The organism is Mesorhizobium sp. 2RAF21, assembly GCF_052115345.1.
Taxonomy (GTDB): Bacteria; Pseudomonadota; Alphaproteobacteria; order Rhizobiales; family Rhizobiaceae; genus Mesorhizobium; species Mesorhizobium terrae.
The window spans coordinates 138529-157576 of record NZ_JBFRGM010000015.1 but is presented as its reverse complement, the minus strand read 5'-3'; the positions used below and the strand labels follow the sequence as shown (position 1 = coordinate 157576).

General features: G+C 63.7%; 32 protein-coding genes. 31 read left to right on the top strand and 1 reads right to left on the bottom strand.

The genetic code is table 11. The annotated features are described in order from the left end of the window. From AB4136_RS24045 to AB4136_RS24010, 8 genes are read left to right on the top strand one after another with little or no spacing between them, the layout of a single operon-like run. The gene (locus AB4136_RS24045) at window positions 1-324 is read left to right on the top strand and encodes a hypothetical protein (RefSeq protein ID WP_036254981.1); all 324 of its coding nucleotides are present in this window, start codon (window positions 1-3) and stop codon (window positions 322-324) included. Beyond that, window positions 321-647 (top strand): hypothetical protein, encoded by a 327-nt coding sequence (locus AB4136_RS24040; RefSeq protein WP_024923215.1) that lies wholly within the window; start codon window positions 321-323, stop codon window positions 645-647. The genes AB4136_RS24045 and AB4136_RS24040 overlap by 4 nt, the downstream gene beginning before the upstream one ends. Next, window positions 628-1281, top strand: coding sequence for a DUF3164 family protein (locus AB4136_RS24035; RefSeq protein ID WP_024923216.1), 654 nt, complete (start codon window positions 628-630; stop codon window positions 1279-1281). The genes AB4136_RS24040 and AB4136_RS24035 overlap by 20 nt, the downstream gene beginning before the upstream one ends. 11 nt (window positions 1282-1292) lie before the next feature. Beyond that, window positions 1293-1634, top strand: coding sequence for a hypothetical protein (locus tag AB4136_RS24030; protein ID WP_024923217.1), 342 nt, complete (start codon window positions 1293-1295; stop codon window positions 1632-1634). A 3-nt stretch (window positions 1635-1637) separates the two neighbouring features. Beyond that, entirely contained in the window at window positions 1638-2318 is a 681-nt protein-coding gene (locus tag AB4136_RS24025) for a DUF7168 domain-containing protein (protein ID WP_024923218.1), read from the top strand. Next, on the top strand, window positions 2315-2524 hold the full coding sequence (locus AB4136_RS24020; protein WP_024923219.1) for a hypothetical protein: 210 nt from the start codon (window positions 2315-2317) through the stop codon (window positions 2522-2524). The genes AB4136_RS24025 and AB4136_RS24020 overlap by 4 nt, the downstream gene beginning before the upstream one ends. Continuing rightward, a complete protein-coding gene (locus tag AB4136_RS24015; protein ID WP_024923220.1) occupies window positions 2521-3150 on the top strand; it encodes a regulatory protein GemA in 630 nt (209 codons plus the stop codon). Before AB4136_RS24020 ends, AB4136_RS24015 begins: the two co-directional genes overlap by 4 nt. Continuing rightward, window positions 3147-3386 carry a hypothetical protein gene (locus tag AB4136_RS24010; RefSeq protein ID WP_024927833.1) on the top strand — a complete coding sequence of 80 codons (240 nt, stop codon included), beginning with the start codon at window positions 3147-3149 and terminating at the stop codon, window positions 3384-3386. Before AB4136_RS24015 ends, AB4136_RS24010 begins: the two co-directional genes overlap by 4 nt. A 15-nt stretch (window positions 3387-3401) precedes the next feature. Here AB4136_RS24010 and AB4136_RS24005 read toward each other — a convergent pair whose 3' ends face one another. Further along, window positions 3402-3719, bottom strand: coding sequence for a hypothetical protein (locus AB4136_RS24005; protein WP_024923222.1), 318 nt, complete (start codon window positions 3717-3719; stop codon window positions 3402-3404). 74 nt (window positions 3720-3793) lie between these two features. On the opposite strand from AB4136_RS24005, the gene AB4136_RS24000 reads away from it, so the two are divergent. The 23 genes from AB4136_RS24000 to AB4136_RS23890 all read left to right on the top strand — a co-directional run bounded on the left by AB4136_RS24000 (window position 3794) and on the right by AB4136_RS23890 (window position 19045). Further along, on the top strand, window positions 3794-4165 hold the full coding sequence (locus AB4136_RS24000; protein ID WP_024923223.1) for a hypothetical protein: 372 nt from the start codon (window positions 3794-3796) through the stop codon (window positions 4163-4165). A gap of 105 nt (window positions 4166-4270) precedes the next feature. Then, window positions 4271-5023: a glycoside hydrolase family 108 protein gene (locus tag AB4136_RS23995; protein ID WP_441931603.1), complete on the top strand. Its 753-nt coding sequence runs from the start codon at window positions 4271-4273 to the stop codon at window positions 5021-5023. After that, window positions 5023-5553, top strand: a complete 531-nt coding sequence (locus AB4136_RS23990; RefSeq protein WP_024923225.1) for a hypothetical protein — start codon at window positions 5023-5025, stop codon at window positions 5551-5553. The genes AB4136_RS23995 and AB4136_RS23990 overlap by 1 nt, the downstream gene beginning before the upstream one ends. Beyond that, a complete protein-coding gene (locus AB4136_RS23985; RefSeq protein WP_024923226.1) occupies window positions 5550-5774 on the top strand; it encodes a TraR/DksA C4-type zinc finger protein in 225 nt (74 codons plus the stop codon). The genes AB4136_RS23990 and AB4136_RS23985 overlap by 4 nt, the downstream gene beginning before the upstream one ends. After that, window positions 5771-6133, top strand: coding sequence for a DUF2730 family protein (locus tag AB4136_RS23980; protein ID WP_024923227.1), 363 nt, complete (start codon window positions 5771-5773; stop codon window positions 6131-6133). The genes AB4136_RS23985 and AB4136_RS23980 overlap by 4 nt, the downstream gene beginning before the upstream one ends. Next, window positions 6130-6444, top strand: coding sequence for a VpaChn25_0724 family phage protein (locus AB4136_RS23975; RefSeq protein ID WP_024923228.1), 315 nt, complete (start codon window positions 6130-6132; stop codon window positions 6442-6444). The genes AB4136_RS23980 and AB4136_RS23975 overlap by 4 nt, the downstream gene beginning before the upstream one ends. Beyond that, window positions 6444-7034, top strand: coding sequence for a phage protein Gp27 family protein (locus AB4136_RS23970; protein WP_024923229.1), 591 nt, complete (start codon window positions 6444-6446; stop codon window positions 7032-7034). The genes AB4136_RS23975 and AB4136_RS23970 overlap by 1 nt, the downstream gene beginning before the upstream one ends. Continuing rightward, window positions 7031-8689 carry a hypothetical protein gene (locus AB4136_RS23965; protein WP_024923230.1) on the top strand — a complete coding sequence of 553 codons (1659 nt, stop codon included), beginning with the start codon at window positions 7031-7033 and terminating at the stop codon, window positions 8687-8689. The genes AB4136_RS23970 and AB4136_RS23965 overlap by 4 nt, the downstream gene beginning before the upstream one ends. Beyond that, window positions 8686-10278, top strand: a complete 1593-nt coding sequence (locus tag AB4136_RS23960; RefSeq protein WP_244431186.1) for a DUF935 domain-containing protein — start codon at window positions 8686-8688, stop codon at window positions 10276-10278. The genes AB4136_RS23965 and AB4136_RS23960 overlap by 4 nt, the downstream gene beginning before the upstream one ends. Window positions 10279-10400: 122 nt before the next feature. Next, window positions 10401-11531 (top strand): phage head morphogenesis protein, encoded by a 1131-nt coding sequence (locus AB4136_RS23955; protein WP_024923232.1) that lies wholly within the window; start codon window positions 10401-10403, stop codon window positions 11529-11531. 100 nt (window positions 11532-11631) lie between these two features. Beyond that, complete coding sequence (locus AB4136_RS23950) at window positions 11632-12129, top strand: phage virion morphogenesis protein (protein ID WP_024923233.1); 498 nt, start codon at window positions 11632-11634, stop codon at window positions 12127-12129. A 68-nt stretch (window positions 12130-12197) separates the two neighbouring features. Further along, window positions 12198-13253, top strand: a complete 1056-nt coding sequence (locus AB4136_RS23945; RefSeq protein WP_036254980.1) for a phage protease — start codon at window positions 12198-12200, stop codon at window positions 13251-13253. Further along, window positions 13253-13663: a hypothetical protein gene (locus AB4136_RS23940; RefSeq protein ID WP_024923235.1), complete on the top strand. Its 411-nt coding sequence runs from the start codon at window positions 13253-13255 to the stop codon at window positions 13661-13663. Before AB4136_RS23945 ends, AB4136_RS23940 begins: the two co-directional genes overlap by 1 nt. 9 nt (window positions 13664-13672) lie before the next feature. After that, a complete protein-coding gene (locus tag AB4136_RS23935) occupies window positions 13673-14569 on the top strand; it encodes a Mu-like prophage major head subunit gpT family protein (protein WP_024923236.1) in 897 nt (298 codons plus the stop codon). Window positions 14570-14704: 135 nt separating this feature from the next. Further along, window positions 14705-15166: an HI1506-related protein gene (locus AB4136_RS23930; protein WP_024923237.1), complete on the top strand. Its 462-nt coding sequence runs from the start codon at window positions 14705-14707 to the stop codon at window positions 15164-15166. Then, complete coding sequence (locus AB4136_RS23925) at window positions 15163-15300, top strand: hypothetical protein (protein ID WP_161773059.1); 138 nt, start codon at window positions 15163-15165, stop codon at window positions 15298-15300. The genes AB4136_RS23930 and AB4136_RS23925 overlap by 4 nt, the downstream gene beginning before the upstream one ends. Beyond that, on the top strand, window positions 15285-15728 hold the full coding sequence (locus AB4136_RS23920) for a gp436 family protein (protein WP_244431185.1): 444 nt from the start codon (window positions 15285-15287) through the stop codon (window positions 15726-15728). Before AB4136_RS23925 ends, AB4136_RS23920 begins: the two co-directional genes overlap by 16 nt. A gap of 2 nt (window positions 15729-15730) precedes the next feature. Then, window positions 15731-16315 carry a hypothetical protein gene (locus AB4136_RS23915; protein WP_024923239.1) on the top strand — a complete coding sequence of 195 codons (585 nt, stop codon included), beginning with the start codon at window positions 15731-15733 and terminating at the stop codon, window positions 16313-16315. A gap of 11 nt (window positions 16316-16326) precedes the next feature. After that, window positions 16327-16566 (top strand): DUF2635 domain-containing protein, encoded by a 240-nt coding sequence (locus tag AB4136_RS23910; protein WP_024923240.1) that lies wholly within the window; start codon window positions 16327-16329, stop codon window positions 16564-16566. Continuing rightward, entirely contained in the window at window positions 16563-18065 is a 1503-nt protein-coding gene (locus AB4136_RS23905; RefSeq protein WP_244431184.1) for a phage tail protein, read from the top strand. Before AB4136_RS23910 ends, AB4136_RS23905 begins: the two co-directional genes overlap by 4 nt. Window positions 18066-18078: 13 nt before the next feature. Beyond that, window positions 18079-18438: a phage tail tube protein gene (locus AB4136_RS23900; RefSeq protein WP_024923242.1), complete on the top strand. Its 360-nt coding sequence runs from the start codon at window positions 18079-18081 to the stop codon at window positions 18436-18438. After that, the gene (locus AB4136_RS23895; protein WP_024923243.1) at window positions 18435-18917 is read left to right on the top strand and encodes a hypothetical protein; all 483 of its coding nucleotides are present in this window, start codon (window positions 18435-18437) and stop codon (window positions 18915-18917) included. Before AB4136_RS23900 ends, AB4136_RS23895 begins: the two co-directional genes overlap by 4 nt. Continuing rightward, complete coding sequence (locus AB4136_RS23890) at window positions 18914-19045, top strand: hypothetical protein (protein WP_275040856.1); 132 nt, start codon at window positions 18914-18916, stop codon at window positions 19043-19045. Before AB4136_RS23895 ends, AB4136_RS23890 begins: the two co-directional genes overlap by 4 nt. Window positions 19046-19048 lie beyond the last annotated feature (3 nt).

Sequence of the window (19048 nt, the reverse complement as noted above, 5' to 3'; positions counted from 1 at the left end):
ATGGGACAGACCCTGTCGCTCGAATTGTCGGATGGGTTGCACCAGTTGCTGCACCAATTCGACGACTACACCCACGAAGCGCGTGTTCTCTCACCCGAGGACGCCCGGCTCCTGCAAGTCTGTATCGACCAACTGCGTGCTCAAGCTCGCACCCTCGAAAATGAGGTCTCCAAGAAACGGTGGAATGAGGACGCCGCGCGGGATCGTCTCGCCGAGACCGACAACATCCTTGCCGAATTGCAGCGGCCCGGCAGCAATGTCCGGCTTTTTCCGGTGGCTCCGCGGCCGTTTTCGGACGGCCGTCCGAAAGGCGGCGCGGCATGAGCAAGACCCTGCTCGAAGCTGCCGCCGAGGTCGATGTGATCGACGCGGCCGGGCGCATCATCGCCAATCCGGCACGCAACGCGATAGCAGCGCCCGCCGCGACCGTGTTCGCACTGGCCATGGCCACCGAGCGCTTCTGGGCAGTGTGTGTTGAGGCCGAACTGCTGGCCCGGGCCGTGCGGCTTCCCATGACCGGCAACGTCCATGACGAGGATGTCCGGGACGACGCCATCCAACAGCAGACCCAACGCGTTCACGAATTGATGGCCGCCCTGCGCGGCGAAACCCCAAAGGATGAAGAACATGCAACTCAGCGTACTTGAAAACTCTATCGCGAACGGCACCGTCCTGGTTGGCGACAAGCAGTATCTCCACGATGCCAAGGGCAACCTGGTGCCCCTCGAAAACGTCAAGCCCGCCGACAAACTGCAGGATGAAACCGTGCGCAAGGTGATCGGCTACGCGCGGGATTTGTCCGCCCAGGTCGCCCGTTTCAAGCAGCACACCTTTGACGATCTGCAATCCTATGAAGGATTGCTCGCCCAGGAATACGGCGGCAAGGTTGGCGGCGCGAAGGGAAACAAGACCTTCATGACCTTTGACGGGCTCATGAAGATCATCGTCCAGGTGCAGGACTACATCGACTTCGGGCCGCAGCTGCAGGTCGCCAAAGGCCTAATCGACGAGTGTCTGCTGGAATGGACGGCCGAGAGCCGTTCCGAAATCCGTGCCATCGTCACCCGAGCCTTCAACGTCGACAAGAGCGGCCAGATAAACCGCTCCGAGATCTTCGCTCTCCTTCGGCACGACATCGAGGACGAGCGCTGGGTCAGGGCAATGACCGCGATCCGCGATGCGATGCGTGTCGTCAGTTCCAAGACCTATGTGCGCTGCTACGAGCGCGACGCCCATGACGACGACTGGCGCGCCGTCACCATCGATCTCGCCAAAGCGTGAGGGCAACGACCATGACCCTCTGGCACGAAAACCTTCACCGCATCATCGCCAGGATCGACGCGCTGATGCCGAAAACTGGCGGCCTGCGCATGGAGTACGAGGAGTTGCGTGCCTACTACGTCGACGTCCTTAAACTAGTCGAGCAGCTCGTCGCCGAAGAAGGTGGCCGTTTCTCCTGGGATGGCGATACCAGCCGGCTAAGGTTGGCAGGTATCGAAGCGACCTACACCCAGGAGCCTCAAGGCCTTCTGCGCAACTGGCAGGCCGCCGCCAGGCGACGGCTCGCCGCCTCTGACGATCCCATCAATCTCCAGGGCTCCGGCCCGGCGCCGGTCGTAGCCAGGGAGGTTTGAGCAATGACCAGCCAAAAAATCCGCGACCGTATCCGGGCCCTTCGCGACAAGACGGCCGCGCGCGGCTGCACTGAAGCTGAGGCGCTCGCCGCTGCCGAGAAAGCCGCGCAGCTCATGCGCGACCATGGTGTTTCCGAGGCCGACATCGTTATGGATGAACAGTCTTCGGTCAGCGACCGTGGCCGCTCGATCAAGGCAAAGCTTTGGCCGGTGATCGCCTATTGCACCAATACGGCGCACGTCATCGTGAGCGTCAACGGTCGTTCCGAGGTCCAGTTTCTCGGTCATGCCCCTGGGCCGGAGATTGCCGTCTACCTGCGCCAAGTAGCAGAAGGTGCCGTCAATCGTGCGGTGCGCGAGTTCAAGACGACGACTTTTTACCGCCGTCGACGTGGCCTGAAGTCCAGGCGTGATGCCGTGGCCGACTTCACCGACGGCATGGTCATTCGCCTGCGATATCGGCTGTTCGAGATATTCGCCACCGTTGTTGACGGCGAAGCTAGAGAGCAGGCCGAAATCGCGCTCATGGAACGCCACCCCGAAACGCAAACGGTCAATCAGAGATCCGCGCCGCTGCGGCACCATGCTGCCCGATCGGCAGGATGGCGAGCTGGAGAGAGTGTCACGCTCGCACATGGCGTCAGCGGTTCAGAGGCGCCCTTGCAGATCGGCGGTGTGCGATGAGCACGATGATCCGCAAAATCGAAACCGCGCTTGCGGAGGCGATTAAGTACCGCCTGGCCGGTTCTGACATCATCACCGAGCCCGGTGGCGAACGCGTCGCCTGTGTTTACCACCATGGTTGCCCAAGCGAACACGGGGGCAGCGCCATCGCGGCGAAGGTCAATCTGACGGGCCTCGCGATCGACATCGAGAGGGCGCTGTCATGAGCGCCACCGCAGCAATCCACGTTGCCAAGAAACAGCTTGGTCTCGATGACGATACGATCCGCGACGTCTATGAACGCGTGACGGGCAAACGCTCGTTGCGGGACATGTCGTCGGTCGAGCAGAACAACGTTGTTCAGGAGCTGCGGCGCGGCGGCTTCAAACCCGCTTCGGTGGGTTCTCGAAAGCGCCTTGAAGGCAAGTATGCGGCCAAACTGCAGGCGCTGTGGATCGCGGCCTGGAACCTCGGCATCGTGACGAACAACGACGATCGGGCATTGATCGCCTTTGTCGAGCGGCAAACGGGCCTGTCGCATGTGCGTTTCCTCCACGATGCCGGCGATGCCGCCAAGGCTATCGAAGCCCTGAAAGCCTGGATGACGCGTGAGGCCGGCGTCGATTGGGCCGTCACCTTCGAGGCGGCGCATTGGCAGCGACTGCCGGGCGCGCAGGTCGCGCTCGCACAATGGCAGATCCTGTTCAAGGCCGGCCCCATGAGAGAGCGCGGCAGGGACTTCCGCAGCATCGTCGCACAGCTTGCGAAGCCTCTCGACCAGATGGTGAGTGAGGATTGGCCCGTCGTGATGAACGCGCTTGGCAAGCAGATCCGCGAGGTGAAGGCGCAATGAGCGATCGCCGTAGCCGCAGGATCCCAGTGTCGTTCGAAGTCATCGAGCAGTTTGCCGCCGTCGAGCTGGCCGCGCTGGTCGATGCTGGCGAGGCCAGCGGTACCTGGCGCCTGACAGAACACTGCACCGTGCAACGCCGTCGCGACGGCACCCTGACCGTCTGCCTCACATGGCATGGCGAAAACGGGCTGTCGCTGACCAAGGTGGTGCGTGGCGTTCAGCTGGAGGCCAACTGAATGGCCCTGGCGCGCCTACTTCGTGAAGCCGTAGCTCTTCGCGACGCGGGCAATCTGCGTGCAGTGTGCCGTTTTTTGCGAGGCGGACATCTCTTTCTGAAAGGCTTTAACGCCAATGACCTGCATGTTCAGGCTGGAGGCAAAGGTCATATCGTCAGCGGGCACATTCTTCTCGATGTACGCGGCGATTGCCGGTTGGTCGTAGTTCAAGCCACAGAATTCTTCTGCAGCCAGAACCGATCCAACATTGCTGACCACTTCGTAGCTGGCGGCAGCGCGCGCTTCGGTGACCACCAGGGTCAATACGCAGCAACCGAAATACCTGAGCTTCATACTACACACCCCCACAGAGGTGCGGACGCTAACACAACGCTGGACTCGGGTCACTATCCCCTGGCGAGGCCGGCATGAGTGACGACCGTCTCTCGGCCGAGTTGCAGAACTTGCTAGGCGAGCCAGCCTTCCTGGCGCTGGCCGAGGCGTTCGGCGGTACGCGGTTGTTCATCCCCTCGACCGACCGCGAAAACCAGCTGCTCCCCATCCTCGGCCGTGTCGCGGTCGACCAGCTCGCCGGCCGCTATGGCCGGTCCTATCTGCGGGTGCCTCTTGCGCGAGAGGCTCGGGCGCGCCACTATCGCGCCGCTGGAATGTCGAATGCCGAAATCGCCCGCAAGCTCGGGCTGACCGAAACGGGCATCGACAAGATGTTCCGCAGGATGGGTTTCCGCCCCATCAAAGGATCAGCGGATCCGCGCCAGCTTTTCCTGTTCGACGACTGATCCCGCCCGCCGATGCGGGCATGATACGCGCGCGCGACCACACGCATTCTGCAGGCATCTTGGCCGGCTGATCGCCCGGCCTTTCCTGCAGCCGGAGCGGTGTCGATGCGCGAGAATTTCCAAGCGAGCTTGAAGGTGACGCTCGCCTATGAGGGCGGCTGGTCGGATCATCCGAAGGATCCGGGCGGCGCCACCATGAAGGGGATAACGCTCGCCACCTACCGGCGCTACTTCCCCAGCGCCAACAAGACGCAGCTGCGCAACATCTCCACCGAGAACGTCGCCAAGATCTACCGCCAGGATTTTTGGCAGGCGGTCAATGGTGACACGCTGGAGGYGGGCGTGGATCTCGCCACCTTCGACGCGGCTGTAAACTCGGGGCCGGGCCGCGCAAAATCCTGGCTTAGGGCATCGGTCGGCGGACCCGCACATCAGACCGTGAAGCGGTTGTGTGCGAAGCGGCTGGGTTTCGTTCAGTCGCTCAAGATCTGGAGCACGTTCGGGCGCGGTTGGGGTGCTCGCATCGCCGCCATTGAAGCCAAGGGCGTGGCCTGGGCGCTCGCCCATGCGGCGCCGGCCACGACCGTCAAAGCCAAGCTCGCCGATGAACAGCAGGCGGCAACCAGGATCGCGAAGACGGCCCGGACCAGCGGCGGAACCGCAGGGGCTGCCACCGCCGGTGGCGGTGGCGACGTGCTGGTCAATCCGCACCATGCCGAGCAGCTGGCGGGCTGGGTGATTGGCGGCCTGCTGGTGGCTGGCGCGATCGTAGCGATTGTCCTCATCAGCCGTAGTGTGATCCATCGCCAGCGCGCCGCCGCCTATGCCGCCGAGGCCGACGCCATGGGGGTGCTGTGATGGACCCCGTCATCGGCACCATCCTGATCGAGGCGGCAACGCGGGTCGGCGCGCCGCTCGTCAAGTCGCTGCTGGAACGCTTCCTGGGCGATGGCGCGGCCGAGGTCGGCGGCATCGTCATCGACACGGTCGCCGAGAAGCTCGGCGTTCCCCCAGCGCAGATCCCGGACCAGCCGGCCGAGAAGATCGACGCGGCCGTCAAGGAGGTCGAAGGTCAGGCGCCGGACATCCTCGTGCAATGGAACGTCCAGCAGGCGCAGGCGATCGCCCTGCAGAAGGCCGAGATGGACAAGGTCGGTGAGCCGACCTGGATGTGGGCATGGCGGCCGGCCTGGATGTGGTTTCTCGGCTTTCTCTGGTTGTTCCGTTTCGTGGTGGTGCCGACCGTCGACGCTGGCGCCGGCTCCACGATGGCGACACAGCTGCCGTTCGACACGCTCTTCTGGCTGACCGCCACCTTCGCCGGCTTCTACATGGGCGGGCACACGCTGAAGGACACCATGACCAAGTGGCTGGGGCGTCCGCAGTGAAGCTCGGAAACTTCGCCTTTGAACTGGCCGATCTGCGCACCGAGCAGGAACGCGAAACCGGCATCCGCGCGGCCCAGGCTGCTCTTGCCGGTCATGGCTCGTCAACGTGCGTGGTGTGCCACGAAGAGATCGAGCCCGAGCGCCGCCAGGCACTTCCATCAGCAAAGCGCTGCTTGGCCTGCCAGCAGCGTCTCGAACGTTTCAAGCGGAGGCGCAATTGACGCCGGAAGTACTTGCCCCGTGGATCTCGTTGACCCTCAGCGTCATCGCGCTCCTGAGCATTGTCTATGGCTGGTTTACGTCTGGTGAGAAGGCAGTTGCCGCCGACCTTACCGCGCACAAGGAAGCCGTCAGCAAGGGCGTGAAAGAAGTGGGAGAGACCGTCTCCGATCTGGAGCGGCGCGTCCAGGCGTTAGAGGGCGAACTCAGGCACCTGCCTGATCGCGAACAAGCGCACCGAATGGAGATCGCCCTGGAGAAGCTCAACGGTCGTATCGACAACCTGGCTACTAAACTCGACCCGGTCTCCGCCATCGCCGATCGTTGGCAGGAACTCATTTTGGAGCAGGCAAAGAAATGACCTTCGATCGAGAAGCTGCCGACCGGATTTTTCGCGAGAGCGCTCGGCTCGCGATGCTGAAAATGCTGGCCGAGGAAACGGACGAAACACTCCCTTCAGACGTCATCGAAGTGCGCCTGGTACCCTTCGGCATTCGCCGGCCACGCGCTTGGGTACACGGCGAGCTGAAGTATCTCGAGGAGTTGGGCGCGGTCATCGCGACTGCTGCCGGAACGGTGATGGGCGCGACCCTGACCGAACTCGGGCGGCGTCACTTGCGCCGTGAGATCGCGATCGAAGGTGTGAAGCGCCCACTCAAGCCGGAGATCTGATGATGGCACGCGGTCGCGGACGCCTGTCGAATATTCAGCTTCTGCCTCGCGAGTGCGAGGGCGTTGTCGCATGGGCCGCCCAGGAACTTCAGAACAGCGATCGCACCCAAACCGACATCTACCAGGAGTTTTACACCAAGCTCGAAGCTCTGCAGGCCGAGTATCATGGCGAACTGGAGTTCAGCATTCCGTCGTTCCAGGCCTTCAATCGCTATTCGATGCGTCTTGCCGTGTTCGCCGCCGAGATCGAGCAGGCTCGGGAAATGACCAAAGCGATCGCGTCGCGCTTCGATGCCGAGGGTGAGGACGATCTTGCCCGAATGGGTGCGATGGCGATCAAATCCCTGGTGACGAACATCATTGCCAGCCGAGGCTCCAAGAACATCCTGCCGAAGGAGGCAATGAGCCTCGCCAACGCGTTGCGAGCTGCCGCCCAGGCGGAAGGCATTTCCACCGCCCGTCGCCTCAAGGTGGAAAAAGAATTCGCCGACAAGGTCGAAGAGACGGTCGAAACCGTCGCCAAGGTGGCGGGCCTGTCGCAGGAGCGTGCCGCCGAGATCCGAAAACAGGTTCTGGGGTTGCGATCATGACGGTGGCGGCAGCCAGAGACTTCGTGAGAGGAGAGGACGCGGCCAAGCCCGTCCTCTCTCGCGATCCCGAGCAGCTTCCCGTCGAGTTGCCACGCGGGTCCGAGCTGCCGGCCGACCACGATCCGCTGGCCGATGGCATCCTGATGCTGCATCAGAAGGAGTGGTTGGAAGATCGCTCCGACCTGAAAGTTGCGGAGAAGGGCCGCCGCACGGGCATCACCTATGCCGAGGCGCTCGACGACACCATCATCTCTGCCAGCAAGCGCGGTGAAGGTGGCGACAACGTCTTTTACATCGGCGACACCAAAGACAAGGGCCGCGAGTTCATCGGCTATGTCGCCCACTTCGCCAAGATCGTCGCGAAGGAACTGGTCGCCATCGAGGACTTCATGTTCGAGGACGAGCAGGCAGACGGCTCGACCAAATACATTTCCGCGTATCGCGTGCGCTTCGCCTCGGGCTACCGTGTCGAGGCGCTGTCGTCGAACCCTGCCAACATTCGCGGCTTGCAGGGCATCGTCGTGATCGACGAGGCGGCCTATCACCGCGACGTGCGGGCCGTCATCGATGCCGTCAACGCACTGCTGATCTGGGGCGGCAAGGTTCGCGTGATCTCGACGCACAACGGTGTGCTGAACGCCTTCAACGAGCTGATCCGGGAAGCGCGAGCCGGCAAGAACCCGTTCAAGATCCATCACATCCCGTTCCAGGCCGCCGTCGACAACGGCCTCTATCAACGTGTCTGCCTGACACGCGGCTGGACCTTCAGCATCGAAGCCCAGGCGAAATGGGAGCAGCTGATCCGAGGTTCCTACGGTGCGCGCGAAGCCCAGATGCAACAGGAGCTGGACGCGATACCTGCCGATGCCCAGGGCGCTGCGCTGACCCGTGTCGTCATCGAGCGGGTGAAGGATCCGACCGTTCCCGTGGTGCGGGTTCAGCTGCCAGACAGCTTCAAGTCGCTCGACAAGAGTATGCGCGAAGCCGTGATCCGCGACCTCTGCCGGGAGAAACTTAAGCCGATCCTGGACAAACTCGATCCTGACCGCGCCCATGTCTTCGGCATGGACTTCGCCCGCAGTGGCGACGTCTCGGCACTGAAGGCCGATGAGATCGGCCAGGACACGGTGCGCCGCTGCCGCCTCGTCCTGGAGCTGCGCAACGTTCCCTACGAAGCGCAACGCGATATCCTCTTTTATGTCGGCGATAACCTGCCGCGCCTTTCTGGCGGTGCGCTCGATGCGACCGGCAATGGCGGCTACCTGGCTGAAGTTGCGGCGCAGCGCTGGGGCGAGTGCATCGTCGAGGTGAAGCTCTCGGCCGAATGGTATCGTGAAAACTCACCGCGTTATGTCGAGGCCTTCGGCGACCTCACCGTGACGATCCCGGCTGACGAGGATGTCATCCGCGATCACCAGGCGCTGCAGTACGTGAATGGCATCATCAAGGTGCCGGATGATCATCGCCACAAGGGTGAGGACGGGCTCGATCGACACGGCGACACGGCGATCGCCGGTATCCTCGCCTGGTTCGCCTCACTGCAGATGACACTCTCCTACGGCTACGAAAGCGCACGTCCCGGCGCGAGTGACAGCCGTGGTGGCGATGATCGGCGCGAACGTTCCATCGATGTTGAAATGCGAGGCCGGCTATGAACCTCAAATCCCTGATGCGCGCCGTTGGCCAGCGCCTGGTCGACGCCAGCGGCAACAAGCTGACCGATGCCGAAGTGACAGAAGAGCGCGCAGGCCCGACGACAGTCGGTGTTCGCGATCCGATCTCCGGTCATCCGGCCGACGGCCTGACCCCGGCGCGGCTGGCCGCAATCCACCGCGAAGCGGCGATGGGGGAGCCGCTGCGGTATCTGGAGCTGGCCGAGGACATCGAGGAGCGAGATCTGCACTATGCCGGTGTGATGGCAACGCGGAAGCGCTCGGTTTCGCAGCTGCCCATCACAGTGACTGCCGCCTCGGACGCTACCGAACACAAGAAGCATGCCGAATACGTCCAGTCATGGATCAACGACGGCGTGTTGCAGGCCAGCCTATTCGACATGCTTGATGCGATCGGCAAGGGCTTTTCGGTTCTTGAGGCGGACTGGCAGTCTCACATGGGGCATACCTGCCCGCGCGAGTTTATTTATCGACCGCAGCGTTGGTTCACGTTCGACCGCACTGACGGGGAAACGGTGTTGTTGCGGGAGGCGACCGGCGACCAGCCGCTGGCGCCACACAAGTTCGTGGTGCACCGGCACAAGTCCAAATCTGGCCTGACCATCCGCTCGGGCATCGCCCGCGTCGCCAGCTGGGCATGGATGTACAAAGCGTTCACGGCGAAGGATTGGGCGATCTTCGTGCAGAACTATGGCGCACCGATCCGCATCGGTCGCTACGGGCGCAACGCCTCGAACGACGAGAAGGACATATTGTGGCGCGCGGTGTCGCAGATCGCCGGTGATTGCGCTGCGATCATCCCGCAGGACATGTCGATCGAATTCCAGGAAGTCGCGGCCAAGAGCGCGAGCACCGACCTGTTCGAGCGCCGAGCCGACTGGATGGACCGCCAGATATCGAAAGCGGTGCTCGGCCAAACCACCACCACGGACGCAGTCTCGGGCGGCCATGCGGTTTCCAGGGAGCACCGGCTTGTCCAGGAAGACATCGAGCGTTCCGACGCCATCGCGTCCTCGACCACGACCAACCGGCAGATTGTGCCCAACCTGGTTGCATTCGAGTTCGGCCCGCAGGACCACTATCCCACAGTCTCGATTGGACGGCCCGATGAAGTGCCCTTGAAGGAGTTTTCCGAAGCCTTCGACAAGCTCGGCAAGCACGGCCTGACCGCACCCATCACCTGGGTGTGGTCCCGCCTTGGCATTCCCGCACCGAAGGCGGGCGAAGAAGTGATCGGCGGCCGCCAGCCCGTACCGGCGAAAACAAGCGAACCGCAGACGAATTCGGTCTCCGACTTGCTGCGCACCCGCCACGCACGGGAGCAGACGGACACGATCGTCGAGCAGCTCACCCAGCGCATCGAGAACGACGCGGCCGGCGCCATGGCTGGATTGACCGATGAGATCCGCGCGATCCTGGAGAACGCCACCGACCTGGCCGACGCTGCCGAAAAACTGGCCCAGCTCGACCTGAAGCCGGAAGCCCTGGCTGTTGCCATGGCGCGGGGCATGGCGCTTTCGCATCTCGCCGGCCAGGCTGCCCTGGTCGACGAGTTGACAGGCCGCAAATGACCAGCCGCAGAAACGGCCCAGGAACGCGCTCGGCGCTGTGGACGGCCCGAGATAGCGACCGAGCCCTCAAAGCGCGTTCACGGGCTTTGAACAGCCCCTTATTTCGAGGCTAAGAACCGGTCATGGCCGACGCGAACACCAGTGCGCTCGATCTGCCGTTCGACGCGGCCATTCGGTTCTTCCGCGACAAGGCGTCGCTGACGACCAGGTCGTGGACGGATGTCTATGCGGCGGCTCATTCTCGCGCCTTCGTGGTGGCGGGTGCCGCGACCGACGCGCTGGTGGCCGACTTCCGCCAGGAGATCGCCAAGGCTCTCGAAAAAGGAACCACGCTGGCCGAGTTCCGCGGCGCCTTCGACGATATTGTTAAGCGCAACGGTTGGGACCACACCGGAAGTCGCAATTGGCGATCTCGGATCATCTTCGACACCAATCTGCGCACCGCCTATGCGGCCGGCCGCTACGCCCAGCTGACCGAGCCCGACACGCTGGAGGCTTTCCCTTACTGGCAATACAACCACTCCGGCGCGCTTCATCCGCGCAAGGAACACCTCTCCTGGGATGGCAAGGTGCTGCGGGCCGACGATCCATTCTGGGCGACGAACTATCCGCCGAACGGTTGGCATTGCGGCTGTTTCCCAACGGCGGTCTCCGACCGTGACCTGAAGCGCCAGGGCAAGCGCGGCCCCGATCCTTCGCCGGACCTGCTGTTTCGCGCCGAGGAAGTCGGCGGCAAGCGCGTCATGGTGCCGTTCGGCGTCGACCCCGGCTTTGAATACAATCCGGGTCAAGCATGGCTGTCGCGGACTTTGCCCGGATCCGAAACCGTAGCAGCCGCTCCAGGCATGATCGAGCGGTTCGCAAAGATGGCGGTCGGTGGGCAGTGGCCTGGCAACAGCTGGGTGCCTGCCGCGCTGACGCCGCGCCGGCTGGCCGGTCCCCTGGGCGTCGATGTGGCCAGCGAGGTCAGGCTGTCGGCCGACACCATCCGCTCCCACGTCAAGCACCGCCACGCGACGCCCGAGTTTTACGGGACCGCGCCCGAACATCTTGTCGAAAAGGGCGAACTGATCGAACGCGACGACGGGCGATTGTTGCTGCATGCCACGATCGACGGCGAGCCTTACGCGGCCGCGCTCAAGGTTGTGCGCCGCCAGAATGGCGACGAGGTCTATCTGCTTTCGCTAAGGCGCACCAACGCCCGCCAGATCGCGCGGTTGCGCGACGAGGGAAAGGTGCTGACCGGAAAATGAAAAATGCGCCGGAGTGGCCGGAAATACCACCCAAGTCCCGAAGGACCGCTTCCTGCTCGGCGCACCGCCAATATAGGCCCGGTGCCGGATTGAGGCAAGCATGAGCGGCGTGACGCTGGAAACCCGGATTACCGACCACGGCGTTGGCCAGGCCTTCACCAGCCTGATCGGGCTGATGGGCAACACCACGCCGATCATGTCGGCGATCGGCACCGGCATGGTCTCGTCGACGCATCGCCGGTTCATTTCGCAAACCAGCCCCGACGGCGAGGCTTGGGCCTCCCTCAACACCGAATACAAAAAGATGAAACGCAATGCGCGGATCCTGACCGAGAGCGGCAGGCTTCGCGACAGCATCTCCAGCCAGCCAGGCCGTGACCATGTGCGCGTCGGCACCAACGTGATCTATGGAGCCATCCACCAGTTCGGCGGCACCATCGTGCCGAAGAACGCTTCGCACCTGGTTTTCCGTTTGGCCACTGGCGTGGTGTTGGCCAAGTCTGTTACGCTTCGCGCACGACCCTATCTGGGCATCTCCGACGACGACGAGGAGATGATCGCCGACATCGTCTTCCGGTTCCTTCGCCGCTTCCAGTAGAGAAAAGCCATTCCTGCCCGCCTTGGCGGGCATGATACCAGCGCACGCGCCGGGCCATTGTCGGTCCGATGAAAACGGTCCTCAACTCCATCACCCACAGCATGCTGGCCGGCACCGCCGCTGGCGGCGTTCCCGAGTTCATTCATCTGCTGCCGGCCGGCACGTTCTCCGGCGTCGATGGTCGCGGTCCCTACGAGCTTGGCGATGTCGCAAAGCTGATAGCGACCTCGCTGCCGGCAGGCCGCAAGCTGCCGATCGACATCAACCATTCCATCGATCTGCTCAACAAGACCGGCAAGGAGACGCCCGCCGTTGGCTGGATCGTAGCCCTGGAAGGTCGCGATGACGGCATCTGGGGCAAGGTCGAGTGGACTGCCAAGGGGCAGCAGGCGCTTGCCGACAAGGAATACGGGTTTGTCTCACCCGTGTTCAATGCATATGCCGCGAAGCCGCACCGTGTCGTGCAGCTGCTGCGCGCCAGCCTGACGAACGACCCCAATCTGCAGCTGGCCGCCCTTCACACCCGAGATCATTCACAAACCGACGGAGATCCAGCAATGGACGAAGATCTGAGGAAGGCGCTTGGCCTTCCCGAGACGGCCGACGAGGCGGCGATCCTTGCCGCCCTTGAAGCCGCAATAGCCGCATCCACCGGCGCGGTGGCGACCATGTCGCGCATTGCGACGGCGGCCGGCCTCCAGGCGGGGGCAACCGCCGACGAAGTGGTCACCGCCCTGCAGGCGCGCGCCGGTGCCGGCGACGATGCCGAAAACGCCCAGCTCCGCGACCAGGTCAAGGAGCTGAACACGCGGCTGACCACCGAGGTCAACGCCCGCGCCAACGAACGCGCGGTCACCGCCATCGACAAGGCCATCGAGGACGGCAAGCTCGTGCCGGCCCTGCGTGATCGCTTCATCACCCGCCACATGAAGGATCCGGCCGATGTCGAGGCCGAGATCAAGCTGATGCCGTCGCTGAACAGTGGCGGCCTCGGCAATCGCCGCATGGTCGAGGAAGGCGGCGCCTCGCTCTCCGACGCCGACGACACGGTCTGCAACCTCATGGGCCTCGATCCCGTGAAGTACGCCGAGGCCGCAAAGCAGTTGCAGAAGGAGACGCACTGATGCCTGCGCTGGGTTCCGATCGCGATACTAAGCAGCGCAGCGGCGAGATCCGCGAACTGCCGGTCAAAGGTGCCACCGTCCTCTATGCCGGGGCGATGGCGGCCGTGAATGCGGCCGGCCTGGTCGTGCCGATGGCGACTGCCCTTGGCCTGCGCGGGCTTGGCCGCGTTGAGCGCCGCGCCGACAATTCGGCGGGCGCGGACGGCGCGCTCCGGGCACGGGTCGGCGCGGGTGTCTACCGTTTCGCCAACTCCGCCGCCGCCGACCAAATCACCGCTGCCGATATCGGCAACGATTGCTACGGCGTGGATGACCAGACGGTCGCAAAGACCAATGGCGCCAACACCCGTTCGGTCGCCGGCAAAATCTACGACGTGGACGCCCAGGGCGTCTGGGTCAAGTTTTCCTAGGAGCCCTCGATGCTGATCAATTCGACTTCTCTGCGCTCGCTCTACACCGGCTATTCGACGGCGTTCCAGGGCGGCTTTACGGGCGTTGCGCCCATGTACCAGCGCGTCGCCACGACGGTGAATTCGACGACGCGCGAAAACGAGTATGGCTGGCTTGGCCAGATGCCGCGCTTCCGTGAGTGGATCGGCGATCGCCAGGTCAATTCTCTGAAGACCCACGGCTACACGATCAAGAACAAGCCGTTCGAAAACACCGTCGGCGTGGATCGCGACGACATCGAAGACGACAACATCGGCATCTACACGCCGCTGTTTACGGAACTTGGCCGCGCGTCGGCGAGCTTCCCGGACGAACTGGTGTTTCCGTTCCTGAAGGCTGGCTTCAACACCACCTGCTACGACGGCCAGTATTTCTTCGACACCGACCATCCTGTTGTCGACGAGAACGGCGGCGAGACGTCCGTGTCCAATTCGGGCGGCGGCAATGGCACGCCCTGGTTCCTGCTCGACGTGTCGCGTGCCCTCAAGCCCGTGATCTACCAGAGCCGCAAGAAGTTCGACCGCCTGGTTCGCAAGGACCAGGAGACCGATGACAACGTCTTCAGCCGCAAAGAATTCGTCTACGGCACCGATGGCCGTTGCAATGTCGGCTTCGGCTTCTGGCAGATGGGCTACGGCTCGAAACAGACACTTGACCCGGCTGCCTACGAAGCTGCCCGCGTCGCAATGGGTGGGTTCAAGGGTGACAACGGTCGGCCACTCGGCATCGTACCGAACCTCCTGGTCGTGCCGCCGTCTCTCGAAGGTGCCGGCAAGCGCATCTTGCAGTCGGCCCTCATCAATGGCGGCGAGAGCAACCCGTGGGCCAACACCGCCGAACTGCTGGTGGTCCCCTGGCTTGCATGACGAAATAGGCAGCGGCCGCGAGGACCGTCCGCAGCCTACGACCCGACGCCTGGGCGGGATGCCCATCGGCGTCGGGTCTCTCAAAAAGGGCCGACCATCGACCCCTTTTGCGAGACCCGAAGCAAGGAACCGGACATGACCAGGAAAACCGACGCGGCCGATGACGCCAACAAGGCGAAAGACCAGGCCTCGACCAATTCGACGCATACCCCCGGAGAGAGCGACCAAAGCGGGGCCGGCAATACGGCCGGTCCCGCAGGTGCTCAAAGCACGGAAGAGTTGATGGCGGCCGGCGCCGAGGCCTCGCGTCGCCAGATGGCCGAGGTGCGTGAACGGCTGCGCGAGGACAGGGACGCATTCCGGGCTACGTTTCCGAAGTTTTCCGCCGCGATCGACGCCTGGGAGGAAAGCGATATGCCCAACCCGACGGCGCTGCGCATCATCTCCAAGGTCAACGGCTTTCGCAGGGCTGGTGTCGTTCATTCGATGGACGGCGTGGACCATGGGCTCGACGTGTTCACGTCGCCGGCACAGCTCGAACAGCTCTTCTCCGAGCCGAACCTGGTCGTGTCATTTGTCATTGGATCACAGGAATGATCAGCGACCACCCCAAAGTATTTTGGTTCGTGATGTTCGCGCTGTCGAGCGCCGCCGTGACGATCATCGCGGGCGAAATCTGGCTCACCTACTACCTGGTCAAGGAACTCGCGCTACCGTGCGGGGCCAACTGACCATGACCTACGCCACCGTCCAGGACATGGTCGACCGCTTCGGCGAAACCGAGATGATCCGGCTTTCGCGGCCGGAAGATCGCGACGCCACGACGGTGCTTGCCGCCAAGGTCGAGCTAGCGATTGCCGATGCGTGCGGGCAGATCGACGACTATCTGCGCGGCCGCTACCGCGTCCCGGTCGCCACCCCGGAAAAGAGCATCGTGCGCGCCACCTGCGTCCTGGCGCGCTACGACCTGGCCAAAGGCGAGCGGACCGATCCGACCGAGCCGATGCGCCTGGACCGCAAGGAGGTGATAGCCTGGCTTGATGGTATCGCGGCAGGCCGCATCAACATCGACGCGCCGCCAGCCGGCGAACTCGGTTCGACCGGCGCCCGCATCTCCGACCGCACCAATGTCTTCGATCACCAGAGATTGCGGGGCTGATCGTGGACCTGGCACTCGCTCCCATCCGCACCGTCGAGCCAGCAATCGAAGCCCGGTTGCGGCTGGCGTTTCCGTCGAAGACTTTTCAGATCAAGCGGGTGCCGCCCGTGCTCACGGTCAAGGAATTCGAGCGTGTGGTGCGACTGACGCCGTTCATTGGGCTCGCCTGGCTCGGCATCAAGCCGGATCCGGCATCCGGCCGGTTGCTGGCAGCCGCCATGCGTTGGCGCCTGACCATGATCGTGAAGGCGTCATCCAGTCTCGAAGCCCGTTTCAAGGGCGATCGAATGGATATCGGCATGGATGCCATGATCGACGTGGCGGCAGCCCTCCTGCAGGGCGCGGTCTTCGACGGTATCGGCGCCAGCGCGGTCACGGGAGCCGAGGCGGTCTATGCCGACGGCTGGAGCGATGACGCCACGGTCGTTGCGAACCTCGATTTCGAAGTCCGCTACCAATTCTCGCCGGCCGCCCTGCAGCTGAAGACCATCGACGATTTCACAGCGCTAGGGGTGACCTGGCTGAACGCGGACAGCCCGGCAGCCGGTGGCGTGGATGCTCCGCAAACCGTGCAGCCCAACAGCTAGGAGCAACAGACGTGCCCGAACAGAAACTGAAACTCGCGGAAGGCCGAACGGTGGCGATGGAAGACGGCCGCGCCTGGCCGGCCGAAGGCGCTACCGTCGAGGTCACCCTCTACATCCGCCGTCGCCTTGCCGACGGCGACCTGGTCGCGGCCGAGGACGAGGTGCCCGCCAAGCCGGCCGGCGCTGAACCCCTGGACCCGCCCGAGGATCCCGACAATTCCGGCCGCAAGGCCCGCAACGGAGGTAAATGAGCATGGAACCGATGATCTTCGACGAGATCCCGTATGACTGGCTGGAGCCGGGCACCTATATCGAGGTGAAGCCGAACTACCGGACGATGGGCATCTTGCCTTATCCGGTTCGCAATCTGATCGCCGGTCAGAAGCTTGCCGCAGGCACGCTCGCCCCCGGCCAGTTCGTGGAAGTGGTGCGCCCGGAACAGGCCATTGCGCTGTTCGGCCAGGGATCGATCGGCGCCGAGCAGGTGATCGCCTTCCGCAAGGCCAACAAGACGCAGCCTCTGTTCGTCACGGCGGTTGTCGACGATCCGGGCGCGGTAAAAGCCTCGGGCACGCTCACCTTTACCGGTGCCGTCGCTGCGGCCGTCGTCCTGCGCTTCAAGATTGCCGGCAAGGCGGTGCGGATCACGGCGCAGGCAGGTGCCACGGTCGCCACCATGGCGACCGCCCTGAAGGACGCCATCAACGCGGATCCGTCGCTGGTGGTAACCGCCGCGTCGAACGCAGGTGTCGTCACCGTCACCGCCCGCAATGGCGGCGAGGTCGGCAACGACATCGATCTGCGCGTCGACACTAAGGCGCAGCCGCTCCCATCAGGCCTGGCGGTCGCAATCGCGCCCATGGCTGGCGGCGCTGGCAACCCCAACCTGCAGCCGGTGCTCGATGCGATCGCCAACACCTGGTACACGGCGGTCCAGCATCCTTGGTCCGACGCCACCAATATGGGGGTGTTCGCGGCGTGGCTGGCTGAACGCTACAAGGCCATGTCGAAGCTCGATGTGCATGGCTACGTTGCCAAGCGCGGAAGCTTTGCCGCGCTCGGCGCCTTCGGCGATCTGACGAACTCGCCTTTCCTGACCGCTGCCGGCCTGAACAAGCCGCCGACCAGCTCGTGGATCCTGTCGGCGACACTGATGGGTTTGTGTTCGTTCCATCTCGCCAACGATCCGGCCCGCCAGTTGCGGTCTCTGGTCCTGCCCGGCGTCGAGGCGCCCGATCCGGTCGACCAGTTTGTCGAGGTCGAGCAGGATCTGCTCCTGCGCAAGGGCATTTCCACCTTCGACTGCCTGGCGGACGGCACGGTCACAGTCTCGCGCGTCGCCACCACCTACAAGGTCTCCAATCTCGGAGTGCCCGACCGCGCCTGGCTGGACATCATGGTCCCGGCGACCATGAGCCGGATCCGCTACGATTGGGCAGGTTACGTCACGCTGCTCTACCCGCGTTCCAAGCTGGTCGACGACGACAACGGTGCGGCCTTCACCAGCCGCAGCGACGGTGACGAAGATCCGGGCAATGGCGTGGTGACACCGCGCCGCATGCACGGCTCCTGGGCGGCTCGCTGTCGGCTCTACAACGACCGTGCCTGGATCGAGGACATCGCGCGGACGGTCAAGGAAAGCGTCTTCCAGCGCAACGTCGACGACAAGAACCGTCTGGAGAGCCGCCAGCAGGTCCGCATCGTCGGCAACCTGATGACGCTCGCCGGCTCGCTCGAATTCCAGGTTTAACAAGGAGGTTTAAATGCAGACGCTCGGCATCGTCGACATCGTCTGGCGCGGTCGGAACATTCCGGTCGAAAAAGGCGCCAAGATCAAGGTCGGCGGCATCAAGAACAATGTCGTCAACTACGGCAACAAGGCCGCTCGTGCTCAGGAGTTCGAGCCGTCGGAGGTGACGGCCACGACCAACCTGGAGCGCGGCCAGCGCTTCGGAAACCTCTGGGGTCCCGGCGAAGGGGAACTGCAGGTGCTGTGCGACACCGGCCAGACCTTCGTCATCGGGGACGCGTTCCTCACTGATCGCCCGGACGTGACGGGCGGCGAAGGCGGCAAGATCGAACTCAAATGGGCGGGCTCGGCGCCTGAAGAGGTGCTGGCATGAGCCGCCTGGTCAAGGAAGTCGCGATCGACTTGGACGAAGACCAGGCCGACAGCGCAGCGGCAGCGGAAACCGTTGTCGACGAAGACGGCCCGGTCCCGGCTGACGCGGAAACGGATGCCGACGTTGTCGACGAGGACATCGACCCGCTCGACCGCCTGCCTCCGCACGCGAAGAAGAACCAGGACGGCTCGGTTACCTTGCCGCTCAAGTTCCCGCGCGATCTCCAGATCCGCAAGAACGGCAAGGTCCGCACCGATCGTTATGAGCGTCTCGTCTTCCATCGGCTGAACGGCGCCGACCAGCGCGCGATTGCTGCCGCGAAAGAGGATGACATGAGCGTTGTTGCATTCGCCCGTTCCACTCGCATCAGCCAGGCGATCATGAACGCGCTGTTTGACAAGATGGACGGCGCCGACATCGCCGCCGGTGGCCAGGTGCTGAACAGTTTTTTCGCGACTGGCCGGACAACTGGCAGGTGATCCTGGGCGGGCTGGTCGACGGGACCGGCCTGTCGGCAGCCGAGGTCGACCAATTCACCGCCCGTGACGCCACCTTCTGGTGGAACGCGATCATGGCCTACCGCGAGGAGGTCTCAAAAAAGGAGTGAGGC

Bases quoted from the DNA above. Each gene is read 5' to 3' on its own strand.
- AB4136_RS24045 (WP_036254981.1), top strand. From the start codon at position 1: ATGGGACAGACCCTGTCGCTCGAATTGTCGGATGGGTTGCACCAGTTG.
- AB4136_RS24040 (WP_024923215.1), top strand. From the start codon at position 321: ATGAGCAAGACCCTGCTCGAAGCTGCCGCCGAGGTCGATGTGATCGAC.
- AB4136_RS24035 (WP_024923216.1), top strand. From the start codon at position 628: ATGCAACTCAGCGTACTTGAAAACTCTATCGCGAACGGCACCGTCCTG.
- AB4136_RS24030 (WP_024923217.1), top strand. From the start codon at position 1,293: ATGACCCTCTGGCACGAAAACCTTCACCGCATCATCGCCAGGATCGAC.
- AB4136_RS24025 (WP_024923218.1), top strand. From the start codon at position 1,638: ATGACCAGCCAAAAAATCCGCGACCGTATCCGGGCCCTTCGCGACAAG.
- AB4136_RS24020 (WP_024923219.1), top strand. From the start codon at position 2,315: ATGAGCACGATGATCCGCAAAATCGAAACCGCGCTTGCGGAGGCGATT.
- AB4136_RS24015 (WP_024923220.1), top strand. From the start codon at position 2,521: ATGAGCGCCACCGCAGCAATCCACGTTGCCAAGAAACAGCTTGGTCTC.
- AB4136_RS24010 (WP_024927833.1), top strand. From the start codon at position 3,147: ATGAGCGATCGCCGTAGCCGCAGGATCCCAGTGTCGTTCGAAGTCATC.
- AB4136_RS24005 (WP_024923222.1), bottom strand. From the start codon at position 3,719: ATGAAGCTCAGGTATTTCGGTTGCTGCGTATTGACCCTGGTGGTCACC.
- AB4136_RS24000 (WP_024923223.1), top strand. From the start codon at position 3,794: ATGAGTGACGACCGTCTCTCGGCCGAGTTGCAGAACTTGCTAGGCGAG.
- AB4136_RS23990 (WP_024923225.1), top strand. From the start codon at position 5,023: ATGGACCCCGTCATCGGCACCATCCTGATCGAGGCGGCAACGCGGGTC.
- AB4136_RS23975 (WP_024923228.1), top strand. From the start codon at position 6,130: ATGACCTTCGATCGAGAAGCTGCCGACCGGATTTTTCGCGAGAGCGCT.
- AB4136_RS23970 (WP_024923229.1), top strand. From the start codon at position 6,444: ATGATGGCACGCGGTCGCGGACGCCTGTCGAATATTCAGCTTCTGCCT.
- AB4136_RS23965 (WP_024923230.1), top strand. From the start codon at position 7,031: ATGACGGTGGCGGCAGCCAGAGACTTCGTGAGAGGAGAGGACGCGGCC.
- AB4136_RS23960 (WP_244431186.1), top strand. From the start codon at position 8,686: ATGAACCTCAAATCCCTGATGCGCGCCGTTGGCCAGCGCCTGGTCGAC.
- AB4136_RS23955 (WP_024923232.1), top strand. From the start codon at position 10,401: ATGGCCGACGCGAACACCAGTGCGCTCGATCTGCCGTTCGACGCGGCC.
- AB4136_RS23950 (WP_024923233.1), top strand. From the start codon at position 11,632: ATGAGCGGCGTGACGCTGGAAACCCGGATTACCGACCACGGCGTTGGC.
- AB4136_RS23945 (WP_036254980.1), top strand. From the start codon at position 12,198: ATGAAAACGGTCCTCAACTCCATCACCCACAGCATGCTGGCCGGCACC.
- AB4136_RS23940 (WP_024923235.1), top strand. From the start codon at position 13,253: ATGCCTGCGCTGGGTTCCGATCGCGATACTAAGCAGCGCAGCGGCGAG.
- AB4136_RS23935 (WP_024923236.1), top strand. From the start codon at position 13,673: ATGCTGATCAATTCGACTTCTCTGCGCTCGCTCTACACCGGCTATTCG.
- AB4136_RS23930 (WP_024923237.1), top strand. From the start codon at position 14,705: ATGACCAGGAAAACCGACGCGGCCGATGACGCCAACAAGGCGAAAGAC.
- AB4136_RS23925 (WP_161773059.1), top strand. From the start codon at position 15,163: ATGATCAGCGACCACCCCAAAGTATTTTGGTTCGTGATGTTCGCGCTG.
- AB4136_RS23905 (WP_244431184.1), top strand. From the start codon at position 16,563: ATGAGCATGGAACCGATGATCTTCGACGAGATCCCGTATGACTGGCTG.
- AB4136_RS23900 (WP_024923242.1), top strand. From the start codon at position 18,079: ATGCAGACGCTCGGCATCGTCGACATCGTCTGGCGCGGTCGGAACATT.
- AB4136_RS23895 (WP_024923243.1), top strand. From the start codon at position 18,435: ATGAGCCGCCTGGTCAAGGAAGTCGCGATCGACTTGGACGAAGACCAG.